Origin of the sequence: Haemophilus parainfluenzae T3T1 (assembly GCF_000210895.1) — a bacterium.
Classification (GTDB): Bacteria; Pseudomonadota; Gammaproteobacteria; order Enterobacterales; family Pasteurellaceae; genus Haemophilus_D; species Haemophilus_D parainfluenzae_A.
Window position 1 is genome coordinate 403,501 of record NC_015964.1, and the last position, 12,169, is coordinate 415,669.

Annotated in this window: 15 protein-coding genes; 13 read left to right on the forward strand and 2 right to left on the reverse strand. The window is 41.6% G+C overall.

The features are described 5' to 3' along the window. Positions 1-622 precede the first annotated feature (622 nt). Both PARA_RS01980 and PARA_RS01985 read right to left on the reverse strand, forming a co-directional pair. Positions 623-1,633 carry a phage portal protein gene (locus tag PARA_RS01980; protein ID WP_014064316.1) on the reverse strand — a complete coding sequence of 337 codons (1,011 nt, stop codon included), beginning with the start codon at positions 1,631-1,633 and terminating at the stop codon, positions 623-625. 9 nt (positions 1,634-1,642) lie between these two features. Further along, positions 1,643-3,418 carry a terminase large subunit domain-containing protein gene (locus tag PARA_RS01985; RefSeq protein WP_014064317.1) on the reverse strand — a complete coding sequence of 592 codons (1,776 nt, stop codon included), beginning with the start codon at positions 3,416-3,418 and terminating at the stop codon, positions 1,643-1,645. A gap of 168 nt (positions 3,419-3,586) precedes the next feature. Here PARA_RS01985 and PARA_RS01990 point away from each other — a divergent pair, with 168 nt between their 5' ends. From PARA_RS01990 to PARA_RS02045, 13 genes are all read left to right on the forward strand, one after another. Then, a complete protein-coding gene (locus tag PARA_RS01990) occupies positions 3,587-4,408 on the forward strand; it encodes a GPO family capsid scaffolding protein (RefSeq protein WP_041918199.1) in 822 nt (273 codons plus the stop codon). A 21-nt stretch (positions 4,409-4,429) separates the two neighbouring features. Beyond that, positions 4,430-5,464 carry a phage major capsid protein, P2 family gene (locus PARA_RS01995; RefSeq protein WP_014064319.1) on the forward strand — a complete coding sequence of 345 codons (1,035 nt, stop codon included), beginning with the start codon at positions 4,430-4,432 and terminating at the stop codon, positions 5,462-5,464. A gap of 5 nt (positions 5,465-5,469) precedes the next feature. Continuing rightward, positions 5,470-6,120: a phage terminase small subunit gene (gene gpM, locus PARA_RS02000; RefSeq protein WP_014064320.1), complete on the forward strand. Its 651-nt coding sequence runs from the start codon at positions 5,470-5,472 to the stop codon at positions 6,118-6,120. 121 nt (positions 6,121-6,241) lie between these two features. Then, positions 6,242-6,748 carry a head completion/stabilization protein gene (locus PARA_RS02005; RefSeq protein ID WP_014064321.1) on the forward strand — a complete coding sequence of 169 codons (507 nt, stop codon included), beginning with the start codon at positions 6,242-6,244 and terminating at the stop codon, positions 6,746-6,748. Further along, a complete protein-coding gene (locus tag PARA_RS02010; RefSeq protein ID WP_014064322.1) occupies positions 6,748-6,957 on the forward strand; it encodes a tail protein X in 210 nt (69 codons plus the stop codon). The genes PARA_RS02005 and PARA_RS02010 overlap by 1 nt, the downstream gene beginning before the upstream one ends. Before the next feature lies 1 nt (position 6,958). Beyond that, positions 6,959-7,186: a phage holin gene (locus PARA_RS02015; RefSeq protein ID WP_014064323.1), complete on the forward strand. Its 228-nt coding sequence runs from the start codon at positions 6,959-6,961 to the stop codon at positions 7,184-7,186. After that, a complete protein-coding gene (locus PARA_RS02020; protein WP_005700153.1) occupies positions 7,179-7,697 on the forward strand; it encodes a lysozyme in 519 nt (172 codons plus the stop codon). Before PARA_RS02015 ends, PARA_RS02020 begins: the two co-directional genes overlap by 8 nt. Further along, entirely contained in the window at positions 7,682-8,032 is a 351-nt protein-coding gene (locus PARA_RS02025; RefSeq protein ID WP_014064324.1) for a chemotaxis protein, read from the forward strand. The genes PARA_RS02020 and PARA_RS02025 overlap by 16 nt, the downstream gene beginning before the upstream one ends. After that, positions 7,995-8,210, forward strand: coding sequence for an Rz1-like lysis system protein LysC (gene lysC / locus PARA_RS10425; protein WP_014064325.1), 216 nt, complete (start codon positions 7,995-7,997; stop codon positions 8,208-8,210). Before PARA_RS02025 ends, lysC begins: the two co-directional genes overlap by 38 nt. Next, on the forward strand, positions 8,207-8,422 hold the full coding sequence (locus PARA_RS02030; RefSeq protein WP_014064326.1) for a TraR/DksA family transcriptional regulator: 216 nt from the start codon (positions 8,207-8,209) through the stop codon (positions 8,420-8,422). The genes lysC and PARA_RS02030 overlap by 4 nt, the downstream gene beginning before the upstream one ends. Beyond that, positions 8,419-8,901: a phage tail protein gene (locus PARA_RS02035; RefSeq protein WP_014064327.1), complete on the forward strand. Its 483-nt coding sequence runs from the start codon at positions 8,419-8,421 to the stop codon at positions 8,899-8,901. The genes PARA_RS02030 and PARA_RS02035 overlap by 4 nt, the downstream gene beginning before the upstream one ends. Then, complete coding sequence (locus PARA_RS02040; RefSeq protein ID WP_014064328.1) at positions 8,901-9,359, forward strand: phage virion morphogenesis protein; 459 nt, start codon at positions 8,901-8,903, stop codon at positions 9,357-9,359. Before PARA_RS02035 ends, PARA_RS02040 begins: the two co-directional genes overlap by 1 nt. Positions 9,360-9,378: 19 nt before the next feature. Then, a complete protein-coding gene (locus PARA_RS02045; protein ID WP_014064329.1) occupies positions 9,379-12,084 on the forward strand; it encodes a phage tail tape measure protein in 2,706 nt (901 codons plus the stop codon). Positions 12,085-12,169: the final 85 nt, after the last annotated feature.

Sequence of the window (12,169 nt, forward strand, 5' to 3'; positions counted from 1 at the left end):
AAAAGTACGATTAGTATAAAACGAATAGTAAAATAGACAATATTCTTAAAAAAATTAAAGATAATTTGATATGAAATGATGGCAGGGGCGGAGAGGCTCGAACTCCCAACACCCGGTTTTGGAGTTATGCAAACTGTGAATAGTTGGCAGCCATTAAGAAAATAAATAACAAAAAATTCAATCAGTTATCCAATCAATCAAAATTTAATCACTTCCTAAATATTGGCACAAAGTTTATAGTCTTTGTCACAGCTAAGACACAATTTGGCACATCATTTTTATTGATATTTAAAGATCAAATTTTCGCGGTTTTCTGCGTTGTTTTGCGTTGAAAGATCTGATTAAAAGGATCTAAAAGGTGGTAGATCTGAAAAGACTTTATAAAGGATCTAAATTTGCGTTGAAACACACACATTTACTGCGCAGGCGTGGCGAGGGTTTGACTGCGATTTTTCGTGCGTGCATTTGGGCGAAAGATCGGGTTGAAACAGGGCTTTAAAGTTTGTTTTATTGATTGATTTGATATAATAAATTGGGGAAATACTAATAATATACAAGACAAAAACTGTTACTTGCGCAATAAAAAACCCGCATTTCTGCGGGCTGTTAATTTTGAAAGGATCTATTGCAGCAATTTGTATTCGGAGAACGTAATCACTTCTTCCCCTACCCAACTATTAATCTCTTTCAAGCGTTCTTGCAGTGGGATAATCTCATTGATAAAAAATACTCGCGTTGCTTTCTCTACATCACCAAAACCGCCTGTGTTATTAGGCACAATTCCCATTAGTTGCGGTGGTACACGGTGGGCCGCTAATACATCATCACGACTTGCATTTTTAATATTTAAGAAGTCATCTTTTGCCACTGCATCAGACAATGGGATAACTTGCATCCCGTCTTTCTTCCCGTTTGGGATATAAACAAACAAATTCTTAAAGTTTCCTGTGCCTTTTGTTTGGCGGATTTGTGTTTTGATTGATTCGATGTCGTCTTTGTTTTGTGTTGGGTCAGTCATGTAAATAATCGACCCCGCATGCGCACCGTTCAAATAATATTTGCGACGGAATAATGTCGCGCTTTCATTTAAGAAAGCCGATTGTAAAGCGGCTAAATATTCCGGCACGCCGTAAATCTCTTGGTTCACATCAGGATTGATCAGATTAAACACTGCATCTTTCAGGAATTCGTATTCATCAAATCCATTCACAATCTGATAAAAAATACCTTTCTTCACGCCAACGCGCATATATTTTGCAAGGGGCGATTTCAACGCAATCACTTTGCCGAATGTGTTTTCAACTTTTTCAAGGTAAGCATTACCAAACACCAAATAATCTTGCACCAGTTTTTCTAACTGTGTGCGTGGTAAAAGTGCGGTCGTTTTACAGGTAGAAAGCAAGATGTTTTTCTTCACGGTGATCGCACTGTTATGATGTGCCGATGCATTTAAGGCTTTGGCAAGATAACTTAAATTAATCGGCGGGTTGTAATATTTCTCATACATCAACACGCTTTCGAAATAATTCAAGACTTCTGTACGGTCAAGCACGGGAATAGGTTCACCAAAGCTAAACGCCTGTGCTTGATTCCCCGTAGAAAGTGCGGTTGATTTTTTTGATTTTTTACTCATTTGGTAATCCTATTCAAAAGTGAAAATAGTTGATCGGTTACTTGACACATCGCCGTTTAAACCATAAGGCACATTTAAAATGCAGTTCATAATTGCCCATGATAAGTCGCCGTGGCTTGCATCTTCTGAACGGTCAGAAACATAAGTAATCTTCCCTGTTCCGGTAATACGTTTTTTGACTGTCATAAAACTGGTGATGATTTCGTTACCATCAAATTTAAGGCGGCGTTTCTGAATTAAATTTTGTGTTTTTAATACCATCTCATTTTTTAAATCGGCGTTGTAATCAAGACCGATTGCCATTGGATAGAATTTTTTCACTTCTTGGAATACGCCAGAACCCATCCCCGTTTTATCAATCACAATGCGGGTGACATTGTAATCATCACAGAAACTTTTAATTCTGCTCGCTTGTGCTTCATAATCCATGCCGTGAAATGTTTGCCAATGCAAAACACGATAATCACCGCCTTCTACTTTAGGCGGGGCAATAATCGCCAACGCTGCACGGTCGCCAGTAAAGGCGGGGTCATAACCTAACCACACTTCACGATTACCAAATGGTCGTTGATAAAATGGCTTGTAATCGTGCCATTCTTCCAAGCTGTCCACTTGGCAAAGTTGCAAGTCGGCAAATTTAAAGGCGGAACTGTTATCATCAGCAAACTGGCATAAAAACAACTGTTCAAATTCTTCTTTGCTGTTTTCTGCGATCAGGTCGTCAATGTTAAATAGATTGCACCCGCCTTCCATTGCATCATAAATGCTAACAATCTGCTTCCATTGGCGGTCGGCACAAAGTTTCCCGCTTTTTAAATTCTCGTGCGAAATGTCAATTTCAACTTTGTCCGCCTTGGCCCGATTTTTATTAAATGCTTTCCCAGAGAAAAACGCATAAGCGGGATGTGCAATCGTGGTCGGCGTTGAAAAATACGTTTGGCGATACATCTTTTGCGCTGCCATACCTGATGCCACTTTCCGCATCACATCAAATTTAGGCACCCAAAACACTTCATCAAAATATAAATTGCCGTGATAAGATTGTGCCGTGGCAGAGTTCGTACCAAGAAAAATCAATTCTGCCCCATTTGGCAATTTGATAGTTTCGCCTTTTAAATCCACATCCGCGGTTTGCTTGGCATAGTTCACAATATAAGATCGGAACTGCAAAGCCTGTTTTTTACTGGCAGACAAAAAGATTTGATTGTGTCCAGTCGTCAATGCGTCAATAAAGGCTTCATGGGCGAAATAGTAAGTCGCCCCGATTTGTCGGCTTTTTAAAATATTTCTGATGCGGTTTTCTTTTGCTTTATGCCAAACACGCTGATAATTAAACATCCCATCAAGAAAGCCATTGATCAGTAATTCTTCTTGTTCCTGATCAATGGCGTTTTGTTCTGCTTTCTTCCGTTCGCCTTTGTTTCGATTAGCAAGTTTCGGATTTAAATCCACTTCATTGCCATCACCGAAAGAATATTTTTTCACTCTCGCCATGCGTTCCATTTGACGACCAAGCAAATCAATTTCTTTATAATCTGCCCCGCTTTTTTCTTCTTTGGCAATCAGCAAATTCAATCTTGTTTCAAGGGCTAATTCAACACGCCCAACGGGGGCGACATCATCCCATTTTTCGCGATCTTTCCAACTGGAAATCGTGGACGCAGCAATATCAAGCTGACGAGCAATTTCAGCGATTTTATAACCGCTAAAATACATCTGTTGTGCTTTTCTTTTTATTTCCGCCGTTACATCGGGCGAAGCTTGATTAATAACTTGTTCGTCCATTCATCATCCTTTCAATTTACAACCGCATAATAGAAAGGGGCTTGCCGTTAGTCTTTACAGCTCACCTGTGAACAGAAAAGCAACAAAAACAACCCATAGACCGCAAAAATTAAACCTTTCAGAATAATGGCAATCTTTGAGCCAAACCAACCACAGAAAGGACAACCAATGGCAAAAAAATCTAAATGGGTCGTTGTCGCAACCGAAGGTGCAACAACTGACGGTCGCACAATTCAGCGCAACTGGATTGAAGAAATGGCCGAAAGTTACGATCCAAAAAACACCTACGGCGCACGCATCAACCTTGACCACATCAAATTTTCTGTCTATATCCCTGAACTTGCCAATGCTCACTGCTTTGGTGACGTCTTAGCCGTGAAAGCAGAAGAACGTGAAGATGGCAAATTACAGCTTTTAGCCGAACTTCAACCAACTGATGCACTCATTGCCTTAAACCAAAAAGGACAAAAAGTTTACACGTCAGTGGAAATTGACACCAATTTTGCAGACACAGGCAAGGCATACTTAGTCGGTTTAGCCGTTACGGATAATCCGGCAAGCTTAGGCACAGAAATGTTAAGTTTCTCGCACAATGGCTTAAATGCACGCAAGTTAAAAGCAGATAACATCTTCTCAGCCGCCATTGAAACCGAATTAGATTTCGAAGGTTGGGATGGTTTAGACCATCCATCAGTATTCACAAAAATCAAAGCGTTATTTGCGAAAAAAGAAAAATCGGATGATGAACGCTTTTCAGACCAATCCAGTGCAATTGAGCTTTTAGCCGCACAACAAAAAGAAATCTTAGAAAAATTGACCGCACTTCAAGGCGATTTTGCAAATCAACAAGCCGAAATTGAAGAAATGAAAGCGAGCAATGAAGAAATCCATGCCACGTTTGAAGAACTCAAACAAAAGCCGGCACAAGCCGAAAACCCCCGCCCATTAGTTTATGGTGAAGAACCTGAAACTGACGGCCGCTTCTTTTAATTTATCTTAGGAAAAAACCAAATGAATAAATTTACTCAACAAAAATTCCAAGCTTACATTGCAGGCGTTGCACAAGATAACGGCGAAGATGTGGCATTCGTTGCGAATGGCGGACAATTTACCGTTACTCCTACAATGCAACAAAAACTAGAAAACGCAGTGCTTGAAAGTTCCGATTTCTTGAAACGCATCAATGTGGTGCCAGTTACTGAAATGAAAGGTTCTGCATTGCGTTTGGGCGTGCTTTCACCAGTTGCAAGTCGCACAGATACCAATACCAAAGCACGTGAAACAACGGACATCCACAACTTACAAGAAAACTTATATTCATGCGAACAAACCAACTTTGACACGCATTTAAACTATGCAACGTTAGACAGTTGGGCTAAATTCCCTGACTTTGCGACACGCATTGGCAAACTTAAAGCAGACCGCATTGCATTAGACCGTATTATGATCGGTTGGAACGGCACAAGCGTGGCTGCAACAACCAACCGTGTAACAAATCCATTGTTGCAAGACGTGAACAAAGGTTGGTTAGTTCAAATCAAAGAAAAAGCCACGCCACGTGTGATGAAGGAAGCGAAAAGCGGCACAGGCAAAATCGAAATCGGTGAAGGTAAAGAATACAAAAATCTTGATGCATTAGTTTTTGCATTAAAAGAAGATTTCATTCCTGACCAATACCGTGACGACACAAAACTTGTGGCGATTATGGGTAGCGACTTGTTAGCGGACAAATACTTCCCGCTTATCAACCAATCAAAACCTAGCGAACAAGCAGCAGGCGATGCTGTAATCAGTCAAAAACGTGTTGGCGGTTTACAAGCCGTAACCGTGCCATTCTTCCCTAAAGGCACTGTATTGGTGACATCACTCGACAACTTGTCAATCTATGTGCAAGAAGATCGCATGCGTCGTCACTTAAAAGACGTGCCGGAACGCAACCGTGTGGAAGATTACTTGTCATCCAATGAAGCTTATGTAGTTGAGAACTACGAAGCCGTGGCGATGGCGGAAAACATCACCGTTCTTGATGCACCAACTCACGCGTAATCATAATGCGACCAACTAAACGTCACTTTCTTGAAGTTTCTGCCGCTATCGCTAATGCGGCAGAAACCGAAGATCTAAGCGACTTCACGGAATACGAAAAAATGTGCCGTATTCTTGCGAGACATCGAAAGGATTTGAAAAACATCCAATCGACAGAACGCAAAGCCGCATTTAAAAAGCAAATTTTGCCTGACTATCTGCCATGGATTACAGGAGCGTTATCTGCCGGAACAGGCAAACAAGATAATGTCTTGATGACATGGTGCGTGTGGGCGATTGACTGCGGGGAATATCACCTTGCCTTGCAGATTGCTGATTATGCCGTATTCCATGATTTGCGTTTACCTGAACCGTTCACCAGAACACTTGGCACATTATTGGCGGAAGAATTTGCCGACCAAGCAAAAACCGCACAAGCCGCCAATCAGCCATTCGAAGTGTCGTACTTAGAGCAAGTACAACGTATCACCGCTGAATGTGACATGCCAGATGAAAGCCGTGCGCGATTGTTACGTGAATTAGGCTTGTTATTGGTTGAAAAGAACCCTGAACAAGCCTTGCAATATCTCGAACGTGCTTTAGGGTTAGATCAGAAAGTTGGCGTGAAAGGCGACATTAAAAAATTACGCAAAAAATTAAGCAAAGCCGATGAATAATCGGATTTGATAACGAGCAAACCACGCCACGCGGGGCGGATAAAAGCGCGGTCAGGTTTCTTTACCTCTTTTCCTGATTGTTGCTCTTTATCCTCACCCCGCTTTTTTATAGGTAGATTTTATGTCAGACGGTGCAATCTCAATCAAACTCGCCCCCGATTATGAAATGGGCGCAGTGCAAAAACAACTGGAAGATTACGGAACAGGCGAAGATATTATTCGAAACGATGATTTTTTTCCTGATATTTCTCTTTCTGATTTTCGCAATCAATATCGTGCAGACGGCACAGTCACCGAACAACGCTTGCAAGATGCATTGATTGAAGCCATCGCCAGTGTAAATGATGAATTATCTACATTCAAAGCACAAAGCGAACATCACTTCCTTGAACAAATCCCCGCACCATCAGTCAACGGCGAAAGCGTGTTGATTTATCGCTATAAACGCGCGGTGAACTGTTTGGCACTGGCTAACCTTTACGAGCGTTACGCAAGCTATGACAGCACCAATGATGGCGAAAAGAAAATGGATTTACTCAAAGACAGCATCAACGAATTAAGACGAGATGCACGCTTTGCCATTAGCGACATTATCGGCAAAAGACGGGTCGATGCGGAGTTAATTTGATGGAAGTTTACGCACAACAAAATGACAACTTGGACGCCATTCTTTATCGCTATTTTGGCCGCAGTGAAGGACTTTTAGAAATTGCGTGTGAATTAAATCCGCATTTAATGGATAAACCAGTCATTCCAATCAGGACACCAGTAATATTGCCAGAAACTGACACAGAAAAGATCAGCGTGGCAAGTGACACTATACAACTTTGGAGCTGATATGCACGACACACCATCAAAAGCGTCTTACACATCAGGATTATTTGCCTTCTTCATAGGACGCATTGCGGATATGTTTTCAAATGTAAATTGGGCAGACGTTGCATCAGTAACAGGTATTGTGATCGGCGTCGCAACATTCCTTGTAAATTGGTATTACAAGAAAAAAGATTTTGAATTAAAAGAAAAAGAATTAAACCAACGGAGCCGGAGCCATCACCATGATTAAACGAACAGCGAAATATGCATGCAGTGTTGTGGCGATTGTAGGATTGGCACTCTCTTTACACGGGCATGAAATTAGAACATCAGAAAAAGGCTTGCTATTGACTGGCAATGCAGAAGGATGTCAAAGAGTGCCATATAACTGCCCTGCAGATGTATTAACATTTGGGCTAGGAACCACTGATGCAGTCGAAAAAGTCATTCCACATAAAGTCTATACAGATGAAGAAATTGCAAATGCCTTTACAAAGGGAATTAAACAAGCCGAAAAATGTGTAAATACGTATGCAAACGGTCAAGCAATGCCGCAAGGTGCATTTGATGCCTTAGTGTCAATTACCTTTAATGCAGGATGCGGGAACTTAAAAAACAGCACGCTTTTTAAAATGGCAAGGAAAGGATATAGCAAAGCCATGTGCGGTCAATTTGAACGATGGATTTATGCAAACGGCGTTCCACTGAAAGGCTTAATTGAAAGACGACAAAAGGAGAAAGCATTATGTTTGGGTTCTTAACGAAAAAAGAAAAATACATTTTATTGGTTGGCCCGCTCATGCTTGTGGCAATTATCCTGTTTCAAGGGTGGCAAGCTAACCACTGGCGAGCTGAAGCCGCCAAAGAAGAACAATTAAAACAACAATGGGAAGCGTCTTACATTGCCTTAAATGAAAGCGTGGATAAATTCAATGAGCAACAAAAAGCACTCACGGAAGCCGTTAATCAATTAAAAATCTCTCAAACCAAGCAAACACAGGATTTAAAAAATGCACTTAAAAAACACCAAGATTGGGCTGACACTTTTATCCCTGATGATGTTAGCGGCGTGTTCAACTACACCGAAAATCATTAAACAGCCAATTCTATGCCCGCAAGTCGCAGAATGTACACCATTTGCCGCCACAATTAAAACAAACGGGGATTTGGCTAACGCTTATCTACAAAGCCAACAAAAGCTAAGTGTATGCATTGTTGAGAATCAAGCATTAAAGAAATGCATTGATGAATTTAATAAACAGGAAAAACAATGACCGATCAATTTGACCGTGCGCAAGAACTCGAACAAATGACACGTGATATTGCGTTACAAAAACACCGCACTTTTAAAGCAATCAGTGCGTTTTATTGCGAAGATTGTGACATCCCCATTCCTGAAAAACGTCGCAAATTAATTCAAGGCGTAACCCGTTGCGTGGATTGTCAGCAAAAATACGAAATGCAACAACGGAATTTCAGAAAATGAAAAAGCCAAACCAACTGCGCAAAATCCTTGAGCAAAGTCACCAAGACTTTGTGAAAAATCCCGACCGCTTACAGCTTTATGTTGACGGCGGTCAAGTTGTTGCAACTGGCAGCACATCACTGAGCTTTGAGTATCGTTACACACTCAACATCATCATCACCGATTTTTCCTTTGATATTGCAAGCCTCATTGTGCCGATTAATGCGTACTTACGGAAAAACCAACCTGAACTATTCGAAAATCCGCAACGCCGTGAAAACGCCTTTAAATTCCAAATGGATTACAACAATAACAACACAGCGGACGTATCTTTTGAAATCCAACTTACCGAACGAGTTGTGGCAAAACAAGTGGGCGAAAATGTGCAGATGACATACGCCACAGAGCCAACCGCACCTGAATGGGAACAGTTAGGAAAAGTGAAAGTGTATCTAGGCGAAATTACGGATGAAAATTTAATTTTTAAAGGCGGTGAATAATGGCAACGGTGGAGGAAATCCAAGCTAAACTGACCGCACTCATTAATAATCTCTCACCGCAAGCCCGTCGCCAGTTGGCCCGCAACATTGGGCAAGCTTTAAGAAAAAATCAACAAGCCCGCATCGCACGTCAAGAAAACCCAGACGGCACAGCATTTGAGCAAAGAAAACCAAGAAAAGAATTTGGCAAAAAGAAAGGCAGAATTAAACGAAAAGCCATGTTTGCAAAGTTGAGAACGGCAAGATATTTCAAAATTCAGAGTAATGCCAATGAAGTGTCGGTCGGTTTTAATGGGTCAAGCGCAATGATCGCAAAAGTGCATCAATACGGATTAATGAGCAGTCCATCAAAAACAAAAGATTTTAAAGTGCCATATGCACAGCGTGAATTGTTAGGCTTTAGCCAAAGCGATTTAGACATCATCGAAGATTTAGTCATTGAACAATTAAGTATTTAAACATAAACAGCGAGCTTTTATGAACAATTTGCAATTATCAGTCTTACTCAATGCCATTGATAAAATGTCTGCACCGTTGAAAAGCGCAAGCAAAAGCGTGTCTGAACTTTCAAAGAAATTGAAAGAAAATAAAAACGTGCGCGCACAATTAAGCAAAGCCGAGCGAGAAAACGAAGCGGCTATCAAAAAATATGCTGCAACGATCAACCCATTAAAAAACAAATTAAGCGCACTCAATAATGAAGTGGCAAAAGCTAAACAAAAAGCCGACTTATACACCAATCAATTAAACAGTGCGAAAAATCCAACCGAGCAATTCAAAAATAAAGTATTGGCTGCACAACAAGCCGTCAAAAAATTAACTGCCGAGCAAATAGCGACAGCCAATAAATTAAAGCAAACTCGCCAAGAACTCAATGCGGCGGGGCTATCATCAAAAACACTTGCACAACGTCAAAGTGAATTAAAAAGCAAGATGAGCGCGGCAAATCAGCAGATTAACAACCAATCCGCCGCATTGAGCAAGTTAAATGCTAAACAGGCGGCTTACAATCGCTATCGTGGAAAAGTCGATAATCTCAAAGATATTAACAGCAAAGTACAAATTGTCGGAGCGCAAGCACTTGCAGCAGGCGCGACCATAACCGCACCTTTGGTTGGTTCCGTGCGTGATTTTATGAGCTTTGAAGATGCCATGGTTGGCGTGGCAAGACAAGTACAAGGCTTGAAAGATGACGCGGGAAATTTCACGTCTGAATTTGAACAGTGGAAATTAAATATTCAGGATCTATCAAAAGAATTGCCACTCACAACCGTGCAAATCGCAAACATGATTGAAAGTGCAGCAAGAATGGACGTGCCAAAAGAACAACTTGCAGAATTTGTGCGTTTAAATACTCAAATGGCAACAGCATTTGATGCGGCTAATCCGGATGAACTTGTCGAACAATACGGGAAAGTAACAAAAAACTTTAAACTATCCGCACAAGCATCACGCGAACTGGCTGATGCCATTAACTATCTTGATGATAATGCCATTTCTAAAGGCACGGAAATCATCGGATTTATGAACCGAGTTTCAGGGATTTCTGGCATCGCAAATATTAGTGAAAAGAACATGGCGGCTTTAGGTTCAACCTTGCAAACTGCAGGGGCGGCAGAAGAACAGTCCGCGACAGCCGTCAATGCTATCTTCACCCGCTTATCACAAGCAAGTAAGAAAAAGCCCGTTAAAAATGGCTTGGCCGCGTTAGGTTTAAGTGCAAATGCCGTTGAATTAGGCATGGTTAAAGATGCACAAGGCACTATTTTTAAAATCGTGGACGCACTCAAAAAACTGCCTGAATCAAAACGACTTGGAACCATTGCCGATTTAGTTGGCACGGAACACACAAAAACGCTCGCATTGTTAGTATCAAATACGGAAGAATGGCGCAGACAAATTGAACTAGCCAATAGTGAAGCGGCAAAAGGCTCAATGGGGCGTGAATTTGACACGAGAATGAAAGCGTTGTCGTCTAAATGGGGCATTTTTAAAAACAGACTTTTCAATATCAATTCAGTTATTGGGGGAACCCTTGCGCCAACGCTTGAACGATTAATGGATAAAATCGGCGGCGTAATTGATCGTATTAAAAATTGGATTATTGAAAATCCAAAACTCACATCAAACATTGTGATGATTGCGGGAGCAATCGGCGGAGCATTGACGATTTTCGGGGCATTAAGCACGGTTTTAAGCTTTGTCTTATACCCTATTGCACGTTTAGGCTTGGCATTGGCAAATTTAGGCGTGCTATTGCCAAGAATTGGCGGTGCAATCGTTCGTGGATTGTTATCACCACTTAAATTTGTGGGGCTTGCATTATCCCCTATCGGCGCCGCTATCATTGCGGCAGGCATTGCAATTTTCAAATACTGGCAACCAATCAGCTCATTCTTTAGTGGTTTTTTAAGCGGATTGCAATCAGGATTACAACCTGTCATCGACAAATTCAAACCGCTTGTCGGTTGGATTGAAAGTGCTTTTAACTGGTTCACTAACCTACTTGCACCAGTGCAAAGCACAAAAGAAGATTTAGATGCCGCCGCGAATGCCGGTAAAAAGTTCGGAGAATGGCTTGCCGCAGGCATTGATTTGGTGACAAAACCTTTGCAATGGCTGATGGATAGCATTAAGTGGGTGCTTAACAATCTGCCAACGCTTGAAGGGATTGGAAAAACAATCGACACAGCAAAACAGAAAGTATCAAATGCCACTGCAAATGCGATGAATAATAGTGCGGCTGGGAGCTATTTCATGACTGGTGCAGGATTAGATGCGCCAAATGTGAATAGATGGTCAGGCGGTTATGCGGGAAATGGCGGGAAATATGAGCCTAAAGGCATTTTCCACGGTGGTGAATACATCATGACAAAAGAAGCAACAAGCCGCCTTGGCGTTGCAACGCTGAACGCCTTAAATTACGGAAAACAAGCCTTAATTGCGGGCGGTTTAGGTATAGGACTTGCCACAGCCGCACCAATTCAGGTGGATAACAGACCGCCAATTTCAGCCCGTCCAAGCATCAGCCAAACTATGCAACCAATGGCGGTGAATATCACCATTAATGCACAAGCTGGGCAAAATGAACGACAAATCGCCCAACTTGTCGCCGCAGAGCTTGAACGAATCAACCGACAACAACAAGCAAGAATGCGAAGTCGAATGACAGATCGGGCATAAAATAAAAGGGCGAAAGCCCTTTTTTGTTACCCTGTTTTTCACACTCCTACACACTCGCAAAATCAAACAAACTCACCAAAAATAG